This is a genomic window from Ginsengibacter sp., assembly GCF_057362405.1.
On the sequence record NZ_JBMQQG010000198.1, the window covers coordinates 1 to 24,992 of the forward strand.

The 24,992-nt window shown below is 37.8% G+C and carries 23 protein-coding genes and 1 tRNA gene; 14 read left to right on the forward strand and 10 right to left on the reverse strand.

Annotated elements, in window-relative coordinates:
* Positions 1 to 180 precede the first annotated feature (180 nt).
* Both ACO1O5_RS17005 and ACO1O5_RS17010 read left to right on the forward strand, forming a co-directional pair.
* A complete protein-coding gene (locus tag ACO1O5_RS17005) occupies positions 181 to 450 on the forward strand; it encodes a UBP-type zinc finger domain-containing protein (protein WP_486272340.1) in 270 nt (89 codons plus the stop codon).
* A 92-nt stretch (positions 451 to 542) separates the two neighbouring features.
* Entirely contained in the window at positions 543 to 1,457 is a 915-nt protein-coding gene (locus tag ACO1O5_RS17010) for a DUF5996 family protein (protein WP_486272342.1), read from the forward strand.
* A gap of 18 nt (positions 1,458 to 1,475) precedes the next feature.
* On the opposite strand, the gene ACO1O5_RS17015 is transcribed toward ACO1O5_RS17010, so the two are convergent.
* Entirely contained in the window at positions 1,476 to 1,775 is a 300-nt protein-coding gene (locus tag ACO1O5_RS17015) for a hypothetical protein (RefSeq protein WP_486272344.1), read from the reverse strand.
* A gap of 266 nt (positions 1,776 to 2,041) precedes the next feature.
* Here ACO1O5_RS17015 and ACO1O5_RS17020 point away from each other — a divergent pair, with 266 nt between their 5' ends.
* A complete protein-coding gene (locus tag ACO1O5_RS17020) occupies positions 2,042 to 2,569 on the forward strand; it encodes a DUF2911 domain-containing protein (RefSeq protein ID WP_486272346.1) in 528 nt (175 codons plus the stop codon).
* A 47-nt stretch (positions 2,570 to 2,616) separates the two neighbouring features.
* On the opposite strand, the gene ACO1O5_RS17025 is transcribed toward ACO1O5_RS17020, so the two are convergent.
* Complete coding sequence (locus tag ACO1O5_RS17025; protein ID WP_486272348.1) at positions 2,617 to 3,168, reverse strand: GNAT family N-acetyltransferase; 552 nt, start codon at positions 3,166 to 3,168, stop codon at positions 2,617 to 2,619.
* A gap of 110 nt (positions 3,169 to 3,278) precedes the next feature.
* On the opposite strand from ACO1O5_RS17025, the gene ACO1O5_RS17030 reads away from it, so the two are divergent.
* Positions 3,279 to 3,746, forward strand: coding sequence for a hypothetical protein (locus tag ACO1O5_RS17030; RefSeq protein WP_486272350.1), 468 nt, complete (start codon positions 3,279 to 3,281; stop codon positions 3,744 to 3,746).
* Between the two features lie 235 nt (positions 3,747 to 3,981).
* Here ACO1O5_RS17030 and ACO1O5_RS17035 read toward each other — a convergent pair whose 3' ends face one another.
* Complete coding sequence (locus tag ACO1O5_RS17035) at positions 3,982 to 5,124, reverse strand: AI-2E family transporter (RefSeq protein ID WP_486272352.1); 1,143 nt, start codon at positions 5,122 to 5,124, stop codon at positions 3,982 to 3,984.
* Positions 5,125 to 5,278: 154 nt separating this feature from the next.
* Between ACO1O5_RS17035 and ACO1O5_RS17040 the strand changes: the two genes are divergently transcribed.
* Positions 5,279 to 6,259: a Gfo/Idh/MocA family protein gene (locus ACO1O5_RS17040; RefSeq protein ID WP_486272354.1), complete on the forward strand. Its 981-nt coding sequence runs from the start codon at positions 5,279 to 5,281 to the stop codon at positions 6,257 to 6,259.
* Between the two features lie 110 nt (positions 6,260 to 6,369).
* Complete coding sequence (locus tag ACO1O5_RS17045) at positions 6,370 to 7,254, forward strand: phosphatase PAP2 family protein (protein WP_486272355.1); 885 nt, start codon at positions 6,370 to 6,372, stop codon at positions 7,252 to 7,254.
* Between the two features lie 94 nt (positions 7,255 to 7,348).
* On the opposite strand, the gene ACO1O5_RS17050 is transcribed toward ACO1O5_RS17045, so the two are convergent.
* The 4 genes from ACO1O5_RS17050 to ACO1O5_RS17065 form a co-directional block, all read right to left on the reverse strand.
* Positions 7,349 to 8,494, reverse strand: a complete 1,146-nt coding sequence (locus tag ACO1O5_RS17050) for an acyltransferase family protein (RefSeq protein WP_486272357.1) — start codon at positions 8,492 to 8,494, stop codon at positions 7,349 to 7,351.
* Between the two features lie 108 nt (positions 8,495 to 8,602).
* Positions 8,603 to 9,358 (reverse strand): ABC transporter permease, encoded by a 756-nt coding sequence (locus ACO1O5_RS17055; RefSeq protein WP_486272358.1) that lies wholly within the window; start codon positions 9,356 to 9,358, stop codon positions 8,603 to 8,605.
* A 9-nt stretch (positions 9,359 to 9,367) separates the two neighbouring features.
* On the reverse strand, positions 9,368 to 10,150 hold the full coding sequence (locus tag ACO1O5_RS17060; protein ID WP_486272360.1) for an ABC transporter ATP-binding protein: 783 nt from the start codon (positions 10,148 to 10,150) through the stop codon (positions 9,368 to 9,370).
* A 135-nt stretch (positions 10,151 to 10,285) separates the two neighbouring features.
* On the reverse strand, positions 10,286 to 10,474 hold the full coding sequence (locus ACO1O5_RS17065) for a hypothetical protein (protein WP_486272362.1): 189 nt from the start codon (positions 10,472 to 10,474) through the stop codon (positions 10,286 to 10,288).
* A gap of 530 nt (positions 10,475 to 11,004) precedes the next feature.
* Here ACO1O5_RS17065 and ACO1O5_RS17070 point away from each other — a divergent pair.
* The 5 genes from ACO1O5_RS17070 (at position 11,005) to ACO1O5_RS17090 (ending at position 15,818) form a co-directional block, all read left to right on the forward strand.
* Positions 11,005 to 11,433 (forward strand): CBS domain-containing protein, encoded by a 429-nt coding sequence (locus ACO1O5_RS17070; RefSeq protein WP_486272363.1) that lies wholly within the window; start codon positions 11,005 to 11,007, stop codon positions 11,431 to 11,433.
* Positions 11,434 to 11,579: 146 nt separating this feature from the next.
* Positions 11,580 to 13,079 (forward strand): patatin-like phospholipase family protein, encoded by a 1,500-nt coding sequence (locus ACO1O5_RS17075; RefSeq protein WP_486272365.1) that lies wholly within the window; start codon positions 11,580 to 11,582, stop codon positions 13,077 to 13,079.
* Positions 13,080 to 13,092: 13 nt separating this feature from the next.
* On the forward strand, positions 13,093 to 13,809 hold the full coding sequence (locus tag ACO1O5_RS17080) for a hypothetical protein (protein WP_486272367.1): 717 nt from the start codon (positions 13,093 to 13,095) through the stop codon (positions 13,807 to 13,809).
* 113 nt (positions 13,810 to 13,922) lie between these two features.
* On the forward strand, positions 13,923 to 14,951 hold the full coding sequence (locus ACO1O5_RS17085) for a hypothetical protein (protein ID WP_486272369.1): 1,029 nt from the start codon (positions 13,923 to 13,925) through the stop codon (positions 14,949 to 14,951).
* A 54-nt stretch (positions 14,952 to 15,005) separates the two neighbouring features.
* Complete coding sequence (locus ACO1O5_RS17090) at positions 15,006 to 15,818, forward strand: polysaccharide deacetylase family protein (RefSeq protein ID WP_486272371.1); 813 nt, start codon at positions 15,006 to 15,008, stop codon at positions 15,816 to 15,818.
* A 5-nt stretch (positions 15,819 to 15,823) separates the two neighbouring features.
* On the opposite strand, the gene ACO1O5_RS17095 is transcribed toward ACO1O5_RS17090, so the two are convergent.
* Positions 15,824 to 17,149: a DEAD/DEAH box helicase gene (locus ACO1O5_RS17095; RefSeq protein WP_486272373.1), complete on the reverse strand. Its 1,326-nt coding sequence runs from the start codon at positions 17,147 to 17,149 to the stop codon at positions 15,824 to 15,826.
* 241 nt (positions 17,150 to 17,390) lie between these two features.
* Between ACO1O5_RS17095 and ACO1O5_RS17100 the strand changes: the two genes are divergently transcribed.
* Positions 17,391 to 17,861, forward strand: coding sequence for a Dps family protein (locus tag ACO1O5_RS17100; RefSeq protein WP_486272375.1), 471 nt, complete (start codon positions 17,391 to 17,393; stop codon positions 17,859 to 17,861).
* Between the two features lie 294 nt (positions 17,862 to 18,155).
* On the opposite strand, the gene ychF is transcribed toward ACO1O5_RS17100, so the two are convergent.
* Together ychF and ACO1O5_RS17110 are read right to left on the reverse strand one after the other, a co-directional pair.
* Positions 18,156 to 19,256: a redox-regulated ATPase YchF gene (gene ychF, locus ACO1O5_RS17105; protein ID WP_486272377.1), complete on the reverse strand. Its 1,101-nt coding sequence runs from the start codon at positions 19,254 to 19,256 to the stop codon at positions 18,156 to 18,158.
* A gap of 243 nt (positions 19,257 to 19,499) precedes the next feature.
* Positions 19,500 to 22,133, reverse strand: a complete 2,634-nt coding sequence (locus ACO1O5_RS17110; RefSeq protein ID WP_486272379.1) for a TonB-dependent receptor — start codon at positions 22,131 to 22,133, stop codon at positions 19,500 to 19,502.
* 296 nt (positions 22,134 to 22,429) lie between these two features.
* Between ACO1O5_RS17110 and ACO1O5_RS17115 the strand changes: the two genes are divergently transcribed.
* Positions 22,430 to 22,503 (forward strand) — tRNA-His (locus ACO1O5_RS17115).
* Between the two features lie 189 nt (positions 22,504 to 22,692).
* On the forward strand, positions 22,693 to 24,858 hold the full coding sequence (locus tag ACO1O5_RS17120) for a carboxy terminal-processing peptidase (protein ID WP_486272381.1): 2,166 nt from the start codon (positions 22,693 to 22,695) through the stop codon (positions 24,856 to 24,858).
* The last annotated feature ends 134 nt before the right edge of the window (positions 24,859 to 24,992 follow it).

The window sequence follows — 24,992 nt, forward strand, 5'->3', positions numbered from 1 at the left end:
GAATACACAAACTGAAATTATGGAAGCCATGCGGGACTACCAGAATGGTAAAATGGGTTTTTTGTATTAGAGCCTCCCACCAACGCCTCTCAAAAGGAGATGGAGCGAGACCTGGCAAAAAATTTGTAGCGGAATTCATCCTGAATTAGGAAATTTGAATGAAAAATAGTTATTAATAAAATGGAAGAACAAGTATGTTTACACATCAGGCAGGTAACTTCGTTAAAAGAACCCAAAGAATATGTATGTGAAGAATGTATTAAAACAGGCGATAAATGGTTGCATCTGCGGACCTGCCAAACCTGCGGAGCAACTTTATGCTGCGACAGTTCGCCCAATATGCATATGACCAAACATTATCATCATTCAAAACACCCGGTGGTTATTTCTGCCGAGCCTGGCGAAAGATGGCTGTGGTGCTATAAAGACGAAGTTATTGCAGATTATTAGCGTTCATTACCGGGAATCAAAAAACCAATTTTAGTTGAAATTTGAATCGGTCTGCGTAAACATTGTTCATTGAAAATAAAAATGCTTTTAAAATGAAAACACAGGAATGGCCGGATTTGCAATATGATAAATTAAAAGATACTGTGTCAACTGTACAATTGTGGACACAAATTGTAGGAAAAATAAGACTGATAAAAATGCCGTGGCTCAATCATTCGTGGCATGTTACTTTTTCTGTTTCTCCTAAAGGTTTAACAACAGGTGGAATTGATTATGAAAACGGAATATTTGATCTCACTTTTGATTTCATTGATCACCAGCTTTTAATTACTACGAGCAATGGCGATAATGAAAGTATTGCATTGTATCCGAGAAGTGTTGCTTCTTTTTATAAAGAACTTTTTGAGAAATTAAAAGCCCTGGAAATTGACGTAAAGATTTATGCGAAGCCAAATGAGATTGATCCTGCCATTCCATTTGAAGAAGATAAAGTTCATTCCGCCTACGACAAAGATCAGATCAATTTATTCTGGAAAGCATTATTAAAAATAGAACCCGTTTTCAATAAGTTCAGGGCACGATTCAGTGGTAAGTGCAGCCCCGTTCATTTTTTCTGGGGAAGCTTTGATTTGGCCGTTAGTCGCTTTTCCGGAAGAACAGCACCTCAATATTCGGGAGCAGTAAATAACATTCCGTTACGGGTTATGCAGGAATCGTATTCGCACGAAGTTTCGAGCGCCGGATTCTGGCCCGGCAATGAAGCCTTCCCGCACGCTGCATTTTATTCTTATGCATATCCTACGCCCACAGCTTTTGGCACACAAAAGGTTCTGCCAGTTGAGGCTTTTTACAATAAAGAGATGGGCGAATTTTTACTTTTATACGACGATGTGAGGAGCGCAGCATTCCCGGACAAAATGTTGATGGAATTTCTGCAATCGACTTATGATGCCGCTGCTGATACCGGCAATTGGGATAAAAAATCTTTGGAATTTACCTACTTTTAAAGCCTCCAAGTTCTTCACTCAAAAGATTATCGAAAACGCTATCATGAACGTTATAAGGAATACAAAGATTAGCGCCACCATAAAGATATTCCCGGCAATTTTTTCGTAACGAACCGACAGGTATTCTTTAGCAGTTCGCATTGATAAGAAAGAAAAAATACTGCTTGCAATTAGAAATATAGTTCCTACACCGGTCAATTCATCTATAATCGACTTTGCACTATATTTCGATATTTTAAGAGAAGTCAATACCACCAAACAAAATCCCAGTAAGTTGGACGATGTATTTAAAATATGCTCTGATTTATTATTGGCCATAATTTGTCTTTTTACTTAAATTTCTTTTGTGAGTAAAATCTTTATCTAAATTTTTTGTCTATGAACAGATGCCGGTAAAAAAAAGAAAGCACCGGGTAAATTGTTAAGTGTATATTAAAACATGTTGCACCATTTTTAATATTGACTTCAAATTAGCAAAAAAATAATACTGGCCATCCAGAAAGAAGATATCATGTATAAGTTTTCGATATATTTGAAATCGGTTCAGAAATGTATTTGAATCTGCAATAAAAACAATTATTACAATGAAACAATTATTAACAATGGCATTGGTTGCGTCAGGATTAATGGCAAGCATACACGTAAATGCCCAGACAGAAGAAGACAAGAGTAAAAGGCCCAGCCCACCAGCAAAAGTTACTCAAAAAATAAGTAGTGGTGCAACGATTTCTATCGATTACAGCCAGCCTTCTGTGAAGGGCAGAACCATTGGAAAAGACCTCGAACCAAAGGATGGCGAAGTTTGGCGCACTGGAGCTAATGAAGCAACAGTATTCGAGACTGATCAGGATGTAACTATAGATGGCAAAAAATTACCCGCCGGTAAATACGGGTTGTTTACTTTGTTTAATGGAAAAGAGGTTACAGTTATATTCAATAAAACATGGAAACAATGGGGCGCCTTTAAATATAAAGAGGCTGATGATGCATTGCGTGTTAAAACTGTCTATACTGAATCAGCTCCTACAGAAAAAATGACTTTCAAAATAAGCCCTGCGGGGGTTGTTACTTTACTATGGGGTAACCGGAAAGTTGATTTTAAAGTACACTAAAAAATATTTTTGTTTAGAAGAAAAGGTTGCCGCGCGGCAACCTTTTTTTATTTTTTCAACCTGGAATAGATTATCGTATCATGGAAGCTGCCATTAAAGTAATAATCTTCTTTAAAATACGCTTCTCTAACAAACCCCGTCGATTCTAAAAGCGTGGCCGATGCTTTGTTACCGGGATTGATATTGGCTTCAATACTATGAAGGTTCATTTCGTCAAATGCGAAATCAATCAACCTTAACAATGCTTCTTTCATAATGCCTTTGTTCCAGAAAGTAGGATTGAGCATATAACCTACTTCTGCCCGGTAGTGTTCTTTTATTAGCCTCCAGTAGCCTATGTTTCCAATTAATTTTAGGGGATCTTCCTTCAAAATAATTCCCCACATAATGCCGTTATTGGCATTAATAGAATCATCAATTTTCTTAAGAAAAAGTCTGGCCTCCTCTATAGATTTTGTTCTTTCCCGGTCGATGTATTTCATTACATCTTCGTTAGATCGCAGGTATAAAATTTCTCCAGCATCGTGGGGTGTCATCCTGCGTAACAAAAGTCTTTCTGTTTGTATTTCGGGAAAAGGATCGAAATTGGGGCAAAGCATTTTTCAGAAAATTAAAATTCAAAATAGATATTTTTAATGGCACTTGGTAATTAAATTATTCTTTTACATTAGATAAATTTTAAGACAAACTTTTCTTTATAATTACACCAATGAATGAACAGCAAAAAATTGATTTTAAAATTGAATTAAAGAAAAGATGTGTTGAAATTTTAGAACAAAGAATTAATGCGTCTTATAACTCAATGCAAAATGCGCAGGCCGCCGCGAATGAGGAAGAGAAAAGCAGCGCAGGAGATAAATATGAAACAGGGCGTGCTATGAGTCACCTTGAAAAAGATATGCATGCAAGGCAACTGGCAACAAATAAAAGCGCTATGGCGAGCCTGATGTCGATTAATTGCGAACATGTTTATAATAACGTGGCGCCGGGTTGTTTTGTAAAATGCACCGACACTTCTTTTTTTATTGCAGCAGGTCTGGGTAAAATAATAGTTGACCAGGAGACGATTTTTTTATTATCATATCATGCCCCACTTGCGGGGAATCTTTGCAATAAGAAAATAGGAGACACCATATCATTTAACGGCAGAGAACTGATAATTGAAGAACTGTATTGATGCAAAAAGTAAATGCCACATTAGATGTGGCATTAAGTTTTCATTATGGGTTTTATTTAGCGGTATTGGCCTATTTGCATGTTGTTGACATATATACGCTAAAACCATACCAGTTAGATTTATTAATTGTTAACAAAAGATGATGATTTTCTGAGAACGAAATAACGGTTGAGGGGGGAACCCTGGCGTAACGAGGAACTTTGCCTGGGTAGAAAAAATGGGTTGGGTTTAATAATCAATGAGAGGTACTGGAAGATTTCTGAACTCCTCCCTTCTTAATTTTGGTATTCTTTATAATCCGGAAAGTCTTCGGCTCAAGCTTCTCGTCACCCATCAAATGCCCCCATGGCTGCAAGCTTTCCACCCTGTCAAATATTATTTTGACAATTGCAATTACCGGTATTGATAAGAACATTCCTGATATGCCCCATATCATTTCACCGAGCACAACGCCCAACAATGTTATAAATGCATTGATTCTTACTTTGGAGCCCACAATTAACGGGAGCAAAACATTACTATCAATAAGGTGCATAGAAACTACCGTTATAATAACAAGCAAAACTTTAGAAGCCAGGGCGGTTGTTGCGAATGTGATGATAATATTCAACAATAATGCAGTAAATATGCCGATATAGGGTACAATATTGAACAGTGCCGTTATTAAACCCAGCAATATGGCGTACTTAATTCCGAGTAATATAAAAACAGTACAACACACAACCGCAACGGTAGTCATTTCAAGAAGAATTCCCACAAGGTATTTTCTAATGATAAATTGCACCTTTTCAACAATGTCGTAAACAATTTTAGAATTTTCCTCTTTGAAAACATCAACAAGAAACTTCAACAACCTGCTCCTGTAAAAGAGCAGGAAAAAAGTATCGAGTATTACAAATACGAGAAAAAATAAAACTGACGAAAGAGAAAGTACCGTTGCACCTATAACGTTGGGGGTCGCGTTTTCAATTTTTGCCGTCGCGGAATTTACATAATCCATTTGCTTTTCAATATTTACATGAAATGTGGTTGAGATCCATTCCTGGAAATTTTGAAGTGATGCAATAACCTGTTCCTTTAATTTTGGAAGATCGTTAGAGAGGTTGGAGATTTGTGTCCCAACGAGCAGCAACACACCTGCAATGGCGGCGAGCAACAGGAAAACTGATAATGCTGACGCAGCGCTGCGTCGCAACTTCAGTTTAGTTTCGAGAAAACCAGCCAGCGGCAATAACAATATCGAAAACAATAATCCAAATAAAAGCGGACTCAAAACTTCTTTACCTAAAATACACAAATAGCCCAAAGCAATGATAGCGATAAGCACCATTGCTGTTTTAAAATAAAAAGGCTGCTGTTTTAAGTTTGGTAACATCATTCAATTTTGTGTTGCGGAATATTGGTAATGTAAAGGAAATGAAAATAAAGTATTGCATAAAAAAATTCTGGCGTAAACTCTCAAATGACTGTTTAAATATAAGAGACAGCTTTTATAAAATAATAATCAAATAACTTCATGCAAATTTTTTTAGATGAAAGAAATTAAATGGGGCATTATCGGATGTGGTGCTGTTACTGAAGTAAAGAGCGGTCCTGCTTTTAATAAAGTAAAAAATTCTTCTCTTGTAGCGGTTATGCGCAGAAACGGTGAAAAAGCCAGGGATTATGCAAAGAGGCACCAGGTATCCAAATGGTACGATGATGCAGCCGAACTTATTAATGATAAAGACGTAAATGCAATTTATATTGCAACGCCACCTTCATCGCATGAAGCGTATGCAATCGCCGCCTTGCAGGCAGGTAAACCTGTTTACGTGGAAAAACCAATGGGTATAAATTTTTCTTCAGCATTAAGAATGGCACAGGCAGCAGAGAACACGGGCAATAAAATGTGTATAGCTCACTACAGACGCGGCCAACCTTATTTTAATAAGATTAAACAATTAATTGATGAAAAAATAATTGGCGATATAAGATTTGCAAATCTTAATTTTTATAAAAGACTTCTTTCGCAGGAAGAACTGGAATTGACGGGCAACAAATGGAGAGTTGATAGCACCGTGTCGGGAGGAGGATTATTTCACGATCTCGCTCCGCACCAGTTAGATCTTATGTATTATTATTTTGGAGACGTGGAGTATTCTAAAGGTATTTCGACAAACCAATCACACACATACAATGCTGACGACGTTGTAACCGGAAATATTTTATTTAAAAATGGAGTCATCTTCAACGGGATGTGGTGTTTTAACACTGATAAAGAAAATCAAAAAGATATTTGTGAAATCGTTGGTTCGGAAGGCAGCATTAGTTTTAGTGTTTTTGGTGAACAAAAAATTTTTCTCACAAAAAACAGAACGACAGAGGTAATAGCGTTTACGCCACCTCAACATGTGCAACAACCATTGATTGAAAAAGTAGTTGAGTACTTTTTGGATGAAGGTAGCAACCCCTGCAGTGGCCAGGATGGAGCAGAGGTAATGAAGTTGCTGGATAGCTTTACAAAAAAATGAAAATTAAGATCTTAACAGGGATGTTTTGACGACCCGTAATATCGCCCGCCATAATTAGCATCATATTTGATGGCTGAAATAAGAATACTAATTAATGTATAACTTATTTTATGAGGCAATATATATTCTTTCTAACGCTATTGTTTCCTGTTCAGTTTTCATTTTCTCAAAATGAACCTATAAATGCAAAGGCTAATCTTTCTGACACTTCAAACAATTTTAAAGATCAACGCTTGCTTACTTCCAACAAAAATTTTTCTCCTTATAAAACTGATTTCGGGGTGGATGGGCTTGTTATCGTAGGCGCAACCGGCGCTACGTTGCTCGGTTATGAGTTAGTTAAAAGTAAAAAGGATCTCACGCACGCACAATTGGCCACCAAAACGAAAAGCAGCCTTCCTTTTTTTGACAGAGGCATTGCAGGCAATTATTCTGCGCAGGCAAATAAAGACAGTTACATTTTATTTGATGCGGCCTATGCTATTCCCGTGGCATTGATGTTGATTAATAAAAAAGAAAGGAGCAAAGCCGGGCAATTGATCACCCTTTATGTTGAAACAGTTGGCATAACGGGCGCCATGTATACGCTAACGGCAGGACTCATTTACCGGAGCAGGCCTTTTGTATATGGCGATAAAGCTCCCTTGGATAAAAGGCTTGATAAAGGAGGCCAGCGCTCCTTTTATGGGGGTCATGTGGCAACAACTGCGGCAACTACGTTTCTTACTGCAAAACTTTTTTCAGATTTCAATCCTCATTCAAAACTTCGCCCATATTTGTGGGGGGCTTCCGGTGCGCTAACGGCGTTGATGGCTTATATGCGAATGAGAGCAGGTTATCATTTTTTAAGCGACTGCGTTGTTTCCGGGCTGATAGGAGCTACTACAGGAATCTTAATTCCGTCATTACACAAAGTAAAAGATTTGAAGAGCGTGAGTTTGTGCCCGACAATAATAAATGAAAATGCAGGCATACTTCTTACGTATCACTTTTAGAAATATATTTTGGAAAACGCTGTGATGCGAGTACACAACGTAACTCGTGCACGCAAAGAATAGCCAGGCTGTTTAAAAAATTTGCCAGTTGAATTTATACTTTAATATAGATTCTTTTCTTATCAAGCCAGTATCCAACACTCCAACATAAGAGCATATAGGCAATTGCAAAAAGCAACGAGCCGAGATAGCCGCCGGCGTAACTAAAGATATTCTGATAAATCCAGCGAAATAAATTTGTATTGGCGCCGGCGGGTATTGTAAAAAGCACAGTTACCAACAACTCAGACAGCAAATAGATGAACAAAGTATTTTTTCCGAATACCTGGAAAAATTTAGTCCACGTAATTTTATTTTGAATTTGAATTATATAAATTAAAGTGCCGATGATAACGCAGTCAATACCGATTGTATAAACGACATAACTGCTGGTCCATAATTTTTTATTTATAGGCAATAGCAAGTCCCAAAAATAACCACATACCATTAATGCAAAACCGGCCAGCAAAAGTTTGGTAACACCCTCATAAGAATTTCCTTTTTTCTGTATCCATTGTCCAACAACAAATCCTGCAACAGCATTGCTTATAGCAGGCAGTGTGCTAAGCCATCCTTCCGGGTCGAATGCTACACCTTCGCCATGATACATGTGGTCCTTACCCATCAACCATACATCAAGTTTGTATCCTGCATTGCCCGTCATACTTAGCGCTTGCCCTGTATCACCAAACATGTATAAAATAATCCAATAGAGAAAAAGTAGGAGAATACATATTATAACGGAAGTTCTCACTTTCAAAAAATAAATCATCAGCGAAGCGATGCCGTAACATAAAGCTATTCGTTGCAATACACCCATGATGCGGGTATGGCTTATGGGAGCACTAATAATATTATGATCTTTATCTAACCGGAAAAAAGGGAACCAATACATTAGATATCCTAACAGAAAAATAATGGCAGTACGTTTTAGAATTTTCCAAACAACTTGTTGCTGAGACATGTTTGTCCATTTCTTCATGACAAAACTCATCGCATTTCCTACCGCAAATAAAAAAGACGGAAATACAAGGTCGGTAGGCGTAAAGCCGTTCCATGCAGCATGATGCAAAGGAGAAAAGGTTGTCACACCATTTCCCGGAGTGTTTACAATAATCATAAAGCACACCGTCATACCGCGAAATACATCAAGGGCAACGTTACGTTTTTGTAATGGAGAATTTGTCAAACTTGTGGACATCTTAAAATATGGATTTGTGAAATAAGCAGGTTAATGTTCTGGTTTAAAAATACGCCAATTAATTAATTGAAATTACATCACCTTGTAAAAAACTTTAATAGAATCTCTTTACGCACCTGCTGAACTCCACTTAAACCATTTAATGCCGAGAAACGAAAATACCATGGCATAAGCAAGAGTGGCTAGCAGTGCAATTGTAGCATCACTGTTCCATGTGGCAGGTTGCATTGCTGATGCAAGCATAGTTTTCACCGTTCCAAACGGCGACCAATGAATTATATTTTTTAGTTCTGTGCCAAAAGCGCCTAACTCCCCAAACATGCCGAGCATGATAAACGCAATGTAAACAAGCCTGGTGGTTGAGTTAACAGTTTCAGCATTTTTAATCAGCCCCACGATCATTTGCCCAAAACCAAGATACAATGCACCACCAAGAAAAGCGGTAATAAAAGTTAGCGCATATCCTGCAGGCGTAAGAGAAATTTTATCAACCTGGTAACCAATTACAAAAACGCCTAAAGTGAGAAGGGCTATCATTCCCAGTTGCACCATCAATCTGCTGATCATAATAAAAGAGGTGGGCATGGGCGTAACCCTTAACCGCTGAAATATTCCTTTATCACGGTCACGGGCAACCGAAATAGCGTAGCCCATCATTCCTATTGAAACGAGACCTATTGTCAGTGAAATAGAAAATACAAACGCACCGCCAAACTTATCTACTAGTCCTTTCCATGATATTAAAATAATTAAGGGTACTAAGAGCGACATCATTACCGACCGCCGGTTGCGCCATTGCGTAGTAAAATCTGCACGTATCAGGGAGCGGAAGGCCACGGAAGTTCTTGGTATTTTTGTTTCCATTTTTTTATTTTATGCACGAACTGTTTTACCCGTAAGACCAATAAAAACATCTTCGAGTGTTATCTTCCCCTTCCTTGATGCAGCAATTACATCAGGATCGTTTTTGTGTGAATCAATTAATACCTGCGGCGTATTGGTTGCGATTATTTTACCATGGTCGATTATGGCAATTCTATCACAAACTGCTTCCGCCTCTTCCATAGAATGGGTAGTGAGCAATACTCCATGACCCTTTCCGCGAATGGCTTCTATTCGTTCCCAAAGTTGGCGACGCGATTGAGGATCGAGGCCCGATGTGGGTTCATCGAGAAGCACTAATATCGGATCATGAATAGTTGATATTGCTAAAGATACGCGTTGTTGTTGCCCTCCGGATAATTGCCCGAATTTTTTGGAAGCAGCGTCTGCGAGTTTAATATCCTGCAAAATTGAATTCAATCTTCCTGAAGAAAGATCAACCCCATAAATACCCGCATATAATCTAATAATCTCCGTAATGGTAAGCTCAGGCTGAAAACTGGTTGCCTGCAGCTGCACCCCCATGTTAGCCTTTGCAAATAATGGCTGTTTAAGAATATTAAAACCGGCAACACTTATTTCTCCGGACTGGGGTTTTAATAATCCCTCGACTGCACTAAGGGTGCTCGTTTTACCCGCTCCGTTCGGGCCAAGCAATCCAAATATTTCTCCTGATTTTACATTAAACGTTACATTGCTCACTGCTTGAAAAGTCCCGTAGAAAATGTTTAGGTTTTCGACCTGCAAAATTGAAGCGCCAGGTTGGTCAATCATTCTTATAATTTTGAAATAGAAATTTTTGGAGTTATAAATGTAAATTATTTATTTCTGCAAACCTTGTGAATGTATTGCATTGTTCCAAAATAATAATTATGAGCGGTCAAAAAATTAATATCTCAATTGGGGCGATTATAATTCAAGCGTTTCGAGGTACATCAAAACATTCATAAAGTCTGTCCATGAACTCTGCCATTTGCTTTTGGCTTCATTTATTTTTTCGTGATGCTCTTTGTCCAGGTTATTCTTAGACTTTAAAAATTCATCGATCTTGTCTAATGATTTTTTGTTGAGGTCCTCAAGTTCTTTGGTATGTTCCATTATTTTTTTTGTCAAAATTACACCATAATAATTTTTTGAATGGTCGTGGTCATAATTCTATTTACAGTTCGTTCAAAAGCAAAAAAATAACCTCTACCAATTTTTAGAAAACCGGTAAAGGTTATGCAGTGTCTTAAAGTCTTTTTTGACTTATAGCCCTGTTAAAAGAGCCACAAGCGCCATTAATCCGTAAAATCCGGCGATAATACCAATGGCTACGAAAGTGTCAGTGACTTCAGTTGAGTAAATTTTTTTCATGACCTACGATTTAAATTAAAAGTAATATTTAAAAAAGCAGGATTTCTTAGGTATTGGCAAATTCTTCGACAGTTTAGAGAGGGGACGGTTTAATTAGGATTGCCTAAAATTACTCACATATTTTCAATAATACAAACATTTTACAAAAAAAGGGCTACAGACTTACTTTTGAGTATGGAAACGGCTTTTAGATTAGTCGCTTATTTTGATAATAAGAAAGCCTTTTTTTTGGCTTTGATAATTTTTTTGTAATTTACCATAAAACGTTTGCCATGTATCATGTAAAAGACATACTCGCTCGCAAAGGCCGGAAGGCTATTTCGGTTCAACCTGATGAAACAGTTATAACAGCCTTAAGAGTGATGGCTGATAACAATATAGGCTCGGTAATGGTGATGCAGGATGGTAAATACCTGGGAATTGTGACTGAAAGGGACTATTCTCGTAAAGTAATACTCAAGGGGAAAAATTCTACAGATACAAAAGTTTCAGAAATAATGTCTGCCGACCTTCCGCATATAAAACCTGATGACACGGTAGAACATTGCATGGAATTAATGACAAATAGTAATATCCGTTACCTTCCTGTTTTTAAAAATGATCACCTCGAAGGGATAATATCTGTTACGGATGTAGTTAAAGAAACTATATTAATACAACAACAAACTATCAATCACCTGGATAGTTATATCAATTCCTAAACTTAACTTTGACGCAGTGCGGAGGCCCTAAATTTTTTTAGGGCGAAATGCTTACCAAGAAATTCGCCTTAATTTAAAAACGACTTTATCTTTATTTATAAGGCAAATTCAATTGCCCGTTATAAGTTATCCAATTAATAACCAGTATGAGTCAGCCAAATGTTGGTAATAAAACTGCTAAGAAGACCCTTGCTACAGAAGATTTTATTAATAATGCCGAGGTGTTGAAGTGCCTTGACCAATTAAATACAGCGTTTCCAAAGGATACGAATCCTTTGATTGTGTCAGACGTTTTGGATCAAGACGGAAATCAATATGTGAATCTCGTTCAGAAAGGTGGGGGAGTACTAGGCGTAGCCCTGGTGGGGTACACTTATATTTTAGAAAAAATGGGTATTCGCTTTCTGAGACTGGCCGGAACGAGTGCGGGCGCTATCAACACAGCGCTAATGACGGTGATAGGAAAGAAAGAAGACGCTAAATCATTGTCAATACTCAAAGCTATATGTGACCTCAATTTTTTTAAACTTGTCGACGGTCACCCTGCGGCAAGATGGATCATTAAGAAATTTATTACGCACCAGGACTTCACTGTCAAAGTAAAAAAGTGGTTAACATGGGTTGTCTTAATCGCATTTCTGTTATTGGCTGGGGACTTTATCTTTCTTGGCCTGGAACATAAAATTCCTTTCATTTCGATATTCACAAAACTGTTTTTCGTACTAACCAGCTTTTATTTTTTGTTAATTGGAGTGATACTTTTTTATTGTGCAAGACTCTTTAGGCGTTTAAAGAATTCGGGGTATGGAATTAATCCGGGAGATTATTTTTATGACTGGATCAAGCAACAACTCATTGCTAATGATGTACACACGGTTTCCGACCTCAATGCAAAGGCAACAACGCTTCCTGAATTGCACTTAAGAGTTGATAATCCTGAAGGAGTAGCCAGCTTAAAAGGCGACGTTACCTTTATAACTTCAGAACTGGTGACACAAAACAAAATCCAGTTTCCGGAAATGTGTTACCTGTTTAGAGAAAAGGCAAATATTGATACGTTGCAGCCGGCAGGTTTTATAAGAGCATCCATGTCCATTCCGGTTTTTTTTGAATCTTATATGATAAATGATATTCCTTGCGATTGTGAAGAAATCAAGAGAGTGTGGATGGATACTATGGATGAACCCGACCCGCCCACAGATGCAAGATTTGTTGACGGCGGTATGCTTTCTAATTTTCCGATAAACTTATTTTACAATCCAAAAGTTATTACTCCCAGGCTACCTTCTTTTGGAATTGATCTCGACGACAGTAAACCCGATAATACTTCTAAAACTGCGACTTCGTGGGACCTGTTTGGATATTTCGGAAGAATGTTTAACACCATCAGGTATTATTATGACAAAGATTTTTTGCTCAAGAATAAAGTTTATGAAAAGGGAATTGGTAAGATACCCCTCTCCGAATATAACTGGCTTAACTTCTTTCTTTCTGACCAGGACAAAATTGACATGTTTGTTATTGGGGCAAAAACAGCTACCAAATTCTTAATTGATTTTGATTGGAATGATTACAAAAATAACAGGACGATTATGCAAATGACCTTAAACAACGAGAAAGTTCCGGAGAGCACATCACACTATTAATGCAATAAATCATATGCCTTTTTATTTTGAATTTAGCTGGTTATATTTCTGCATCGCGTTTGGAGTTATGCTACTTCTTCATCTGATTATGGGCTTCCAGAGTAACAATTTCTTTACGAAGCATGTTGTTGTTAGAAAGTTTAGTATTCTCGACCTGGAGTTTCCCCCGTCTGCCGCTGAGATGGTCACTTTTATAAAAGAAATCTTCACCTTGCAGCCTGCGCAATCAAAAAAAACTTTAAACGCCTTAAGAAGACAACTTTCATTTGACTTTTTTTTCATGCCGGCATTTTATGGATCGATCTTTATTTTGAGTATGAAGGTTTCCTCGAAGATGGTTTATTTTGGACATAAATTCTTTGCTGTCTTAGCATGGATTCAGTTCATTGCCTGGCTCTGCGACATTATAGAAAATATCTATTTGCTTAATAAAATTCGCCCTGAACCTGCTGTCTCTAATGATGTAGTTTTTAAAAGTTATGAAGCGCTTGAGTTATTAAAGTGGGGCATACCTTTGATGGCATCTGTTTGCAGCATAGCAGCGATATCTTATTTTTGGCTGGTTGGTTTATATTCTTATGATTCCCTCGTTTACCTTGTTGTAATCCTCATTGAAATAATTATCTATTTTACAATTAAAAAAGTAACTACAAAAAGCGAAGACATGCTTTTGCAAAAATTTCTTCAGACCGATGTTGCGGATAAACCTAATCCTAATACTTCTACCTGAAAACAAATTTCATTTTCATTTTGTGTTTCTGTTTTAATAAAACTTTTTGAAATAATTTGTCTGCCCTTTCGTTACTATCGAAATTTTTTACGATACCTTTATCCACTATGAATATGTACCGATTCCCATTAAATCTATGCTTCTTATATTGCTCCTTTCTTATAGGAACAAGTTGCAATAATGCAAGTTCAGGAGAACATGCTAACGGCGGCGATACTATCGTTAATAAACCGTCGGACCCACAGCCGATAAATAAGGTAGCTTTTGATACGGCTGATTATAATTTAAAATTGAAGAACCTGGCTAATGGTGACACCACTGGAAAGTGGCCGGCTAAATTTCCGTATCCGTTACCCGGCGCTATTCTTCCGTTCAAGAGAATCGTGGCATTTTATGGAAATCTATATTCAAAAAAAATGGGGATCCTTGGTGAGTTACCAAGGGATGAAATGCTCGCAAAACTTAAAGGCGAAGTGGCCAGTTGGCAAGCTGCCGACAGTTCTCTTCCCGTTATTCCTGCATTACATTATATAGCGGTAACTGCACAAGGTTCTCCGGGCAAAGATGGGAAACATAGATACCGCATGCCTTCGAGTCAAATAGATACGATCCTCAATTGGGCAAAGAAAATTAATGGCCTGGTTTTCCTTGATATACAGGTGGGCCACAGCACCGTTAAAGATGAAGTGCCTCAACTGGAAACTTATTTAAAAATGCCCACTGTCAATTTAGGAATTGATCCTGAATTTTCGATGAAAAATGGCGAGGTTCCCGGCAAGAAAATTGGAACTTTCAGCTATGAAGATGTGAATAATGCAATAGATTATCTTGCTACACTTGTAAAGAAATATAATCTTCCTCCAAAGATTTTAGTTGTTCATCGTTTTACACAAGGGATGGTAACAGGATATGAAAAGATTAAAAAAGTTCCTGAAGTGCAAATAGTAATGGATATGGATGGCTGGGGCGACAAAACATTAAAACGCTCCACCTACCTTTTGTATATCTATAAGCAACCGGTAGAATTTACAGGTTTTAAATTGTTTTATAAAAACGATATCAAAAATGGTAATCACTTAATGTACACTCCGCAGGAACTATTAAAATTTGTTCCAAAACCAATTTACATTCAATACCAATAAGTATTCAATCTCATACAAATCAAAATGAAAACCCCGGGGATTAATTTAATAATAATGCTGTTTTTTATAGCATCCTGTTCACAAAGTGAAACAAAAAAAGAAGTTGTAAAAAATGATTCTTCAAAAGTCTCTGTTGATTCACCCAAAGTAACACAAATTGCAGATTTAGCGACGATCCTTTCGAGGAAACAAGTGCCTGTACTATGTTATCATCACATTCGAGAAGCCAAGCCTGGCCAGAGCGAAACCTTGAAGAGCTATTCCGTTTCTCCCGAATCTTTTGCCGGGCAAATGAAAGCCTTGAAAGACAGCGGCTATGAAACAATATTGCCAGGTGAACTTTATGATTACCTCGTGCATGGCGGTAAACTTCCAGCCAAACCCGTAATGCTCACTTTTGACGATACGGACGAAGAACAATATAGTATTGGATATCCCGAAATGAAGAAATATGGATTTAAGGGTGTATTCTTTATCATGACTATTTCGATTAATCGTCCCCGTTACATGACCAAAGAACAGCTGAAAGAATTATCAGACAATGGTAACGCAGTAGAAGCGCACACCTGGGATCATCATATGGTAACAAAATACAAGGGTAATGATTTTGATATACAATTTGTAAAACCTAAAAAGAAGGTAGAAGATATAACAGGCAAACCTGCTGAATATTTTGCTTATCCTTTTGGTGTCTGGAACCTGGCTGCTGTTCCTGAATTAAAGAAGGCCGGTTATAAAATGGCATTTATTCTTTCTACGAAGCGGGATTCAACTGAGCCTTTGTATACAATTCGCCGTATGATTGTTCCCGGCCAGTGGTCAACACCTGGTTTGTTCAAATCAATGAAGCAGACTTTTCATTTATAAGAAACTCACCTGGCAATTTCCATCTTAACTTTCTTATTCTTAATCCGTTCATTTTTTATGAGCTGAAGTACCTGGCCCATTTTAGATTTTCTTATCGCAACAAATGAGAAAAAATCTTTCACTTCAATGAGCCCGATATCTTCCTTTTTCAATTGCCCTTTATTGGAAAGAAAGCCAACGATGTCAACCTTATTTACTTTATCCTTTTTGCCCGCAGCAATAAAAAGGGTAGACCATTTTGGTTTTTCAGGTAATATAACGGTATCGGTTAGTTGTATTTGCTCAATGTTTTGATCAATATATGGAGGTAATTTTTCTTCTTCTGATAATATTACAATTGCGGTGCCGCTTGCATCCATTCTTGCGGTTCTTCCATTGCGGTGAATAAATATTTCTTCGGAGTGCGGTAAATGGTAATGAATAATATAGCGGATATTGGGTATATCAAGTCCCCGGGATGCCAGATCGGTTGTTACTAAAACATCCACCGTCCCATTTCTGAATTTACCTAAAGCGCTGTCCCTTTCTTGCTGCTCCATGGCGCCATGATAAAATTCATTTACGATACCGTTTTTAGTGAGAAAGTTGCTGGTGCGTTCAACAGATTCACGGTGATTGCAAAATACTATGGAAGACCGGCCGCCTAAATAACAAATTAACCGAAACAACGTGTCAGCCTTGTCTTTGTCAGGAGAGAAAACACTTTGAATAGTCAAGCCCTTTTCTTCATCTCCCTGCGATAAAAAATTTAGCCGGCCCGGATTATTCAATCCAATAAACGATGGTATTTCAACCGATTCGGTAGCCGACGTTAAAATTCTTTTTTTGATATTTTTCAAAGAACCCGCGATGAAAGATACTTCCTCTAAGAAACCCAATTCCAGTATTTTGTCGAATTCATCCAATACCAGTATCTCAATCGAATCCAATGTAATATTTCCCCGGCGAATATGATCACATATCCTGCCAGGTGTTCCTATAATCAAGGCGGGTGGCTGAGCCAGGTTATTCTCTTCGGTTTCCCTTTTATGGCCACCATAGCATGAGGTTACTTTGAAACCGGTTCCCATCAACTTGAAAACCTGTTCGATTTGAACAGCTAATTCACGGGAAGGAACAACCACCAGCGCCTGCGTGTTCTTATTACTGTGATCCAGCAATTCGATAATTGGCAATAAAAATGCGATTGTTTTTCCGGACCCCGTGGCAGAAAGTAATACAATGTCGGCATTTTCTTTATTAGCTTTAATAGATGCTATTTGTATTTCATTAAGCTCATCAATACCGAGCTTTGTAAGTATTTCTTCCGATGAAGGTGTTTTCTTTTTCATTCCGGCAAAAGTAACGATGTTTATACTGGTTGATTAATTTCACTAATAATTCTAAAAATCGAATCCCAAATTCTCCCGGGCGGCTCTGTTGGTGGCAAGCGTATGTCTGGTTATAAAATATCCCGGAAAATCGATAAATAAAACAAAGAATTGATACTATCATAAACCAAATGAATTTTTTCTTGTTGTAAATTGCATACGACAGTTCAATTAGATATTTAACCGATAAAAAAAAATAATCATGGAAACTAATATTGGAATTACACAGAAAAACAGGCAGGCCGTATCAGTAGCATTGTCAAAATTATTAGCTGACGAATTTGTTCTATACACGAAAACAAGGAACGCACATTGGAATGTTGAAGGAAGTGATTTTCATGCGATGCATTTATTTTTTGAATCTCAATATGAGCAACTTGATGACATCATGGATAGCGTGGCAGAGCGCATCCGTACAATCGGGCATTATGCGCCGGCAACATTAAAAAGCTTTTTAAAACTTACGCACCTTAGCGAATCTGAAAATAAAAATAGTAGCCTTGATTTCATAAAAGAATTATTGGCAGATCATGAAACGATAATTGAATTTATAAGAGGTAGCGTGATTCCTTTCGCGGATACTTACAAGGATGCCGGAACCAGCGATTTTATAACAGGCCTTATGGAAACGCACGAGAAAATGGCCTGGATGCTGAGAGCCCATTTTAAATAATCATTGGAATATAAGACGTATTAAAACTGCGTGTATGCTTAACAGTCAGTTGTCTTTTTTTTCCAAACAGGGGGAATATCCGGCGACAGGGATGAACACCATGGTTAAAGATATAAGAAAGAACAAAAGGATTACAACTACGCCCTAAGCCAGCACGGATTCCTTTACTGCAGATAATTTTTAGCATTGGCAGGAAATGATAATTTGCAGTTTGGTTAAGGTAAGCCCTGTATTCGCAGGGCTCTTTTATTTTGTAAAGTGAAATGAATCAGAAAAGTTTGATGAAGAATAAATTTATACATTAAATCTAAAATGCATTACATCTCCATCGTGTACGATATATTCCTTTCCTTCAATTCTTAACCTACCGTTTTCGCGGCAGGCGGCTTCGGAACCATAATGGATAAAATCATTGTAAGAAATTACCTCTGCCTTAATAAATCCCTTTTCAAAATCAGTGTGAATAACGGCCGCAGCTTGTGGTGCTTTCCAGCCCTGGTGAATAGTCCAGGCACGTACTTCCTGAACTCCGGCAGTAAAATAGGTGGAGAGATCCAAAAGCTTATAAGCAGAATGAATTAAACGATCGAGCGCAGGTTCTTCCATTTTATATTCATCCATAAACATTTGCTTGTCCTCCGGATTTTCAAATTCCGCTATTTGTGCCTCTATCGCATTGGTCATAATAATTACCTGCGCATTTTCTGCTTTGGCTGCTTCTACTAATTTGTCAGAATATTTGTTACCAGTATGCATAGACGCTTCATCAACATTAGCTACATATAGTACAGGCTTATCCGTTAGTAAGAAGTTATCGGCAATAACCGCTTTATCTTCCTTACTCAAATCGAGCGAGAGAATGTTTTTTCCCTTTTCGAGGTGAGCCTTGCACTGAACCAGTATTTCATATTCATGTTTTATTTTTGTATCACCTGTCTTTAGCATTTTTTCAGTTCGCGATAATTTTCTTTCAACACTGTCTAAATCCTTCAGCTGTAATTCTGTTTCAATTATTTCTTTATCACTGATCGGGTTAATCGGGCCCTCGTCCCGCAAAATATTTTCATCTTCAAAACATCTGACTACGTGAATAATTGCATCTACTTCGCGTATGTTGGCCAGGAATTTATTTCCTAATCCCTCACCCTTGCTTGCGCCTTTTACGAGGCCGGCTATATCAACAATTTCAATTTGAGTTGGAACAATCCTGTCCGGCTTGACCAATTCCGCCAGCTTTTCCAGTCGCTCATCAGGAACATTTACGAGTCCAACGTTTGGTTCAATAGTACAAAAGCGATAATTGCTTGCCTGCGCTTTGGCGCTATTACTTACAGCATTAAATAACGTTGACTTTCCTACATTGGGTAATCCCACAATTCCTGCACGTAACGGCATAACGATAAAATATTTTAGTTGCTCATCGCAACAAGTAATAAAAATCTTTTCAATAATTTTTATTGAAAGTGCGCAAATATAAAAGGAATTTATTTTTTAAGCTGTCCGGATTTCAATTAACGCAAGAAAGGCGATAGATTTTTACGAAGTACAAGGGGCTATTCTTAATAAGGAAGCGCTATTGTAAGTTATGTCTGTATTAACTTTTCCAATAGCGCTCCTACTAGTTTTCACAGAAAAATATTATTGATTTACACCCTGCATACCGTTCTGCATACCTTCTTGTTCTGCTTTAAGATTCTTACGTTTAAATAACGAAACATCTACCTTACCGAACCGGTAAGTGAAATTTACTCTTACCATTTGAGGATCTCTTGTTCGTTCGTTGAATTGGGTAGAATAAACAGTCGGCGAAATATCAGACACAGAATGAACTTTATAAACCCTCGTTCTGAAAATGTCATTCATGCTTACAGAAAGTGAAGCGGATTTATCTTTAAGGAACTCTTTTTTGAATGCTATATCAAATCCATAAACAGGTTCTGTATACCCGTTTGCTAACGCCAAACTTCCCCCGCGAAAAAAGTTTCCACCACCGCCGCCGCTTCGGTTGGGTGGTAAAATTGTTTTACTGGTGTAATCTCCTGTAAATTGTATCGAATAATTGGCAGGTAATTTAAAGGTATTATTAAGTTTACCAAACCAACTCACTTGTTGATTGTTGAGATTACTCTGGAGATTGTTTCCATTAAGTTCCGAATTATATAGGTTTACGTTGGCAGTTAGAGACCACCACCTGGTGATGTTATTCAAAGAAGTTACTTCAAGGCCATAAGCACTCGAACTATTTGCGTTTGCAAAAGAAGTAAGAAATATAGAATCTGTTTTTGATGGATTAGGATTTATCGTTCTGTATTGAAACTGGGTGATAAGATCATTTGTGTGACGATAATAAATAGTCGCTATAAGATTATTCCCTTTTTGAAAATTAACATCGTAGTTGAACTCAAACAAACTCGTGAACTCGGGCTTCAAATCAGGATTACCACGACTTATGTTTAGTGAATCAGTATAATTATAATAAGGAATCAATTGGAAGAAATTGGGTCTGTTAATTTTCCTGGAATAGTTCAATTGAATATCCTGTTTATCATTAATTTTTTGTGTTAAGAAGATGCTTGGAAAAAAACTAAGCGGGAAAGAGTTTTTGAAAGCCTGGTTGGAATCCACCAGTTTCCCGGTATATAAAGAACTTTCAATTCTTCCCCCTAATTGATAAGTAAAATCATTTATTTTCTGCGAAAAAGTAGTGTAAGCAGCATACACCTGGTCCTGGAATTGATACTTACTATCCAGGCCGGGAATGGTCAGGTATTTTGAATTGGCCGCATCGTAAAAAAAGTTTTCGTTGTGGCTGCTGTAATTTCTAACCGCTGCCCTAAGGCCCGCCTCGAGTTTCATTTTGTCGCTTATTGGATTGGTATAGTCGGTTTGTCCCGTAAAATACCTCGTAGTTCCGCCACCTGTTATTTTCTGCTGGTATAGCGGCGTCTTCGGCGTGTTATCCGGGTTAAAATATTGGGTCGAAAATTCACTATTATTTGAATTGTTGCTCCAGTTATAATTAAGATCAGCAGTCACATTTTTATTTGGCTTCGCAAAATTGTGTTTAAAGCTCAGGGTAGTGCCATAATTATTGAATGCGAAATGGCCATCGGAATTGGTAATACCCTTTTCCTGTGACACGGACGAAACATAATTGCTGTCGCGATTAATATTTAACTCATCCGAACTGTTGAACCGGCCTCCTACAATAACTCCGGCAAGCGTGAATGTGTTCCTGTTATCCGGAAAATAATCAAAGCCTGCACGGGCAAATGCAAAATGCCCTGTGTTTACGGGCTTATCATTTTGGAAAAGTAAAGCGTTAACACCATCAATATAATCATTCCGTTGAGTTGTTTGTGTGCTCAGACTTTTTCTTTGATTGTACATTGTGTTGGCAAAGAAGTTTATTTTTCCTTGTTTAATATTAATATCAGCTCCCAATCCATAACGCAGGCGCGAGTCAACATTGGCCCTGATATTTCCATTGTAACCAGGTTTCCTGTTCTTCTTTAGCACTATATTAAGAATACCGGAACCACCTCCTGATGCGTCAAATTTTGCTGATGGGTTAGTAATTACTTCAACACTTTCAATTTCATCTGCGGGTATTTGGTCAAGCGTTAAGGTAGTCGGACGTCCATCTATAAAAATCGTCGGTGTTGAATTACGGAGCGTAACATTACCGTCGATGTCTACATTTACAGAGGGCACATTCTTTAGTACATCTACTGCAGTACCACCTACGCTGGTTAAGCTTTTATCCACATTAAAAACCTTTCGGTCAATATTCATTTGCACCATGCTTTTCTCCGCAGTAACAACCACTTCCTTAAGCTGCTCAGCATTCTGCACAAGTTTGATATTGCCAAGATCTCTGTCTACCGCATTTAGCATTTGACTCATATCACTTCCATTCATCTTTAGATTAAAAGCTACTTTTTCGCTGAAGGATTTATAACCAATAGCAGTAATTATAAGCTGATAGGTTGTAAGCACCGGAAGTTTATCAATGCTAAACTCTCCTTTTTTATCAGTAAGCATTACAGCTACCACAAAATCCCGTCTCTTTTTTAAGGCGGTGTCCATTTTATTTTGAGTAAGCTCTATGGAAGCTGCTTCTATTGGCTTACCTGTAACATCGTCAACAATCTTACCATAAAAATGACCAAGATTCATGCTTTGCCCACCACGTGCGCCGCCACCAGGATATTGGGCAAAAATGTTGCATGCAAATAATAATGTAATAATGATAAAGTAGATTTTTTTCATAAAAGTCTTCTATGTATAGTTTTAAATACTGAGGGGGATTTTAGTTTTATGAGACCTGCAAATTTCAGAATAGCCATCAACATAAAATTTTAATAATATATGAACGGTAAGAATTTGACGCCAATTCTTAACATAACCTTCGCGTATTTGTTTAATTATTTCGATTTTGCAGATAGCCGGTTTTGCATGCAAATAAGAGTTCGGCATTGGTTATAGAACTGGCACTTAACCGACGCCCAACAAAAAGCATTTGTTTTTAGTTTAAATTTTTAATTAATTTTGGCGCTCTGTAAACGGTGGTTGTAGCTCAGTTGGTTAGAGCATCAGATTGTGATTCTGAGGGTCGTGGGTTCGAGCCCCATCATCCACCCAAAAAGGAATCCCGCTCATCGGCGGGATTTTTTTATTCATTTCCTTCTTTCTTTCTAATTAAGGCAATAATTTATTAAAATAACCGTCCATACATTATACAAAACCTTTGTTAATAAAACATACTATTTTTAATTGCGGAATCTATTTTCTGTTATTTTTACGTATGAATCCTTTAATGAATTTTATTATGAGTAAAAAATTTATACCCGTCCTCCTAGTGCTTATTTGCGGCGGATTGTTTGTAGCCTATGGGGTAATGGGCAGGGGTGACCGGTTGAGTGACAATCCTAAAACGAAATACGAAAAGATCCTGAAAAATGTAGGTATTGTCCTTGAAGAAGGTCATTATAGTCCCAAGAAAATTGATGATGCATTTTCAAAAGAAGTATTGAACAAATACGAAGACGGTCTTGATCCTGATAAATACATATTTTACCAGAAAGACATCGACGATTTTAAAAAATTTGAGAACAAAATAGATGATGAAATTCACGGGCAGCCGCTGGAGTCTTTTTATGCGATCAGCAAGGTCTACCTGACACGCTTAGACGAAGTTGCAAAAAACTATAAAGAAATTTTAAGCAAGCCATTTGACTTTTCGAAAGATGAATCGCTACAACTTGATGGTGATAAAAGAACGTATCCAAAGACTGAGGCCGAAAGATATGACTATGGAAGAAAACGTTTGAAATACCTTGTGCTTGGGCGTTTTGTTGATATGCAGGATGAAAGAGATAAGCTAACAGCAAAGACACCAAAGGCCAAGACTGATTCTAGCTGGAAACCCGATTCAACACTTGAAAGAGAAGCCCGCGAAGTGGTTAGCCGACAAATGGATCGTTATTTCGAAACACTAAAAAACCACAACACTCCTGACGATATGTTTAGTGATTTCGTAAATGCTATCACAAGCAGTATGGATCCGCATACCACTTATTTTGAACCTGTTGATAAAAGAAGTTTTGATGAATTGCTGAGCGGAACATTCTTTGGTATAGGAGCGCAGTTAAAAGAGGACGATGGTAAAATAAAAATTTCGAGCCTTATCAGCGGAGGCCCGGCCTGGAAATCGGGTGAAATACAACCTGAAGACGAAATAATAAAAGTTGCACAGGGTAGCGCTGCTCCCGTTGATGTAACGGGTTTTTCGGTTACTGACGCGGTTAAACTGATTAGAGGAGAACAGAAGGGCTCTGAGGTAAGACTCACACTTAAAAAAGCGGATGGTACCATTAAAGTTGTTCCCATCTTAAGAGACAAAATTTCTTTAGAAGACACCTTTGCAAAAAGTGCCATTGTAAATGATGGCGCAAATAAAATAGGCTATATCTATTTACCCGAATTCTACGCCGACTTCGATGATCCATCTGCCCGCAGGTCTGCGACAGATGTTGCAAAGGAAGTAGAAAAATTAAAAGCAGCCAATGTAGACGGAATTGTTATAGACCTTCGCGGCAATGGCGGCGGCTCTCTTAATGATGTGGTAGATATGGCGGGATTATTTATTAAAGATGGTCCGATATGCCAGGTAAAAGGTCGTGATGAAAAAGCCAGTATTCTTAGCGACAGAGATAAAGATGTTTTATACACTGGCCCATTGGCTGTTATGGTTGATGAGATGAGCGCTTCTGCGTCAGAAATTTTTGCTGCCGCTATCCAGGATTATCATCGCGGTGTTATTATCGGAAGTACCTCAACATACGGCAAGGGAACAGTTCAACGCAGTATATCTTTAGATCCGCAGTCAGAAAATCCATTGTTTAGTAAGCCGGCTGAAGGGCTGGGCGATATTAAACTTACTTTCAGAAAATTTTATCGTATTAATGGAGGTGCAACCCAATTGCGTGGTGTAGTGCCCGATATCATTATTCCTGACAGGCTGGAGAATGTAAAATTTCGTGAAAAAGATAATCCTGATGCGTTGAGCTGGGATGAAATTCCAAAAGCAAATTATACAACCTGGAATCCGGGATATAGCTATAATTCGATTGTTGCGGAAGCAAATGCCGATCTTGGTAAAAGCCCCGTTTTCACAGGCATAAGAGAAGACGTAAACCTGTTGGATAAATATAACGATAAAGAGACTCCACTTAATATTCAACAATATCGTGCACAGGTTGATCAGATAAAAACACTTTCAAAAAAGCTGGAAAGCCTTACCAAGCTCAAAAGTGAATTCGCGGTTCATAATATAACTGCAGATTCTTTAGCATTGGGCAACGACTCAGATAAGATAGCAAAGAACACACAGTTCCTAAAACGCATCGGCGATGATATCTACATTAATCAAACAGTGAAAGTTGTAGATAAGATGATAGGCGAAGAGCAACTTGCCCAGGTGAATAAGAAATAGCTAATATAAAATGCATACAAAAGAACCGGCTCTGACGCCGGTTTTTTTGTGAATATGTTTAATTAGAAAGGGAATATTTATGTATTTTATACTACCTGCCTTTTTGCTATAAACTCATCTCACATTATTTTTCT

Bases quoted from the DNA above. Each gene is read 5' to 3' on its own strand.
- ACO1O5_RS17005 (WP_486272340.1), top strand. From the start codon at position 181: ATGGAAGAACAAGTATGTTTACACATCAGGCAGGTAACTTCGTTAAAA.
- ACO1O5_RS17010 (WP_486272342.1), top strand. From the start codon at position 543: ATGAAAACACAGGAATGGCCGGATTTGCAATATGATAAATTAAAAGAT.
- ACO1O5_RS17015 (WP_486272344.1), bottom strand. From the start codon at position 1,775: ATGGCCAATAATAAATCAGAGCATATTTTAAATACATCGTCCAACTTA.
- ACO1O5_RS17020 (WP_486272346.1), top strand. From the start codon at position 2,042: ATGAAACAATTATTAACAATGGCATTGGTTGCGTCAGGATTAATGGCA.
- ACO1O5_RS17025 (WP_486272348.1), bottom strand. From the start codon at position 3,168: ATGCTTTGCCCCAATTTCGATCCTTTTCCCGAAATACAAACAGAAAGA.
- ACO1O5_RS17030 (WP_486272350.1), top strand. From the start codon at position 3,279: ATGAATGAACAGCAAAAAATTGATTTTAAAATTGAATTAAAGAAAAGA.
- ACO1O5_RS17035 (WP_486272352.1), bottom strand. From the start codon at position 5,124: ATGATGTTACCAAACTTAAAACAGCAGCCTTTTTATTTTAAAACAGCA.
- ACO1O5_RS17040 (WP_486272354.1), top strand. From the start codon at position 5,279: ATGAAAGAAATTAAATGGGGCATTATCGGATGTGGTGCTGTTACTGAA.
- ACO1O5_RS17045 (WP_486272355.1), top strand. From the start codon at position 6,370: ATGAGGCAATATATATTCTTTCTAACGCTATTGTTTCCTGTTCAGTTT.
- ACO1O5_RS17050 (WP_486272357.1), bottom strand. From the start codon at position 8,494: ATGTCCACAAGTTTGACAAATTCTCCATTACAAAAACGTAACGTTGCC.
- ACO1O5_RS17055 (WP_486272358.1), bottom strand. From the start codon at position 9,358: ATGGAAACAAAAATACCAAGAACTTCCGTGGCCTTCCGCTCCCTGATA.
- ACO1O5_RS17060 (WP_486272360.1), bottom strand. From the start codon at position 10,150: ATGATTGACCAACCTGGCGCTTCAATTTTGCAGGTCGAAAACCTAAAC.
- ACO1O5_RS17065 (WP_486272362.1), bottom strand. From the start codon at position 10,474: ATGGAACATACCAAAGAACTTGAGGACCTCAACAAAAAATCATTAGAC.
- ACO1O5_RS17070 (WP_486272363.1), top strand. From the start codon at position 11,005: ATGTATCATGTAAAAGACATACTCGCTCGCAAAGGCCGGAAGGCTATT.
- ACO1O5_RS17075 (WP_486272365.1), top strand. From the start codon at position 11,580: ATGAGTCAGCCAAATGTTGGTAATAAAACTGCTAAGAAGACCCTTGCT.
- ACO1O5_RS17080 (WP_486272367.1), top strand. From the start codon at position 13,093: ATGCCTTTTTATTTTGAATTTAGCTGGTTATATTTCTGCATCGCGTTT.
- ACO1O5_RS17085 (WP_486272369.1), top strand. From the start codon at position 13,923: ATGTACCGATTCCCATTAAATCTATGCTTCTTATATTGCTCCTTTCTT.
- ACO1O5_RS17090 (WP_486272371.1), top strand. From the start codon at position 15,006: ATGCTGTTTTTTATAGCATCCTGTTCACAAAGTGAAACAAAAAAAGAA.
- ACO1O5_RS17095 (WP_486272373.1), bottom strand. From the start codon at position 17,149: ATGAAAAAGAAAACACCTTCATCGGAAGAAATACTTACAAAGCTCGGT.
- ACO1O5_RS17100 (WP_486272375.1), top strand. From the start codon at position 17,391: ATGGAAACTAATATTGGAATTACACAGAAAAACAGGCAGGCCGTATCA.
- ychF (WP_486272377.1), bottom strand. From the start codon at position 19,256: ATGCCGTTACGTGCAGGAATTGTGGGATTACCCAATGTAGGAAAGTCA.
- ACO1O5_RS17110 (WP_486272379.1), bottom strand. From the start codon at position 22,133: ATGAAAAAAATCTACTTTATCATTATTACATTATTATTTGCATGCAAC.
- ACO1O5_RS17120 (WP_486272381.1), top strand. From the start codon at position 22,693: ATGAGTAAAAAATTTATACCCGTCCTCCTAGTGCTTATTTGCGGCGGA.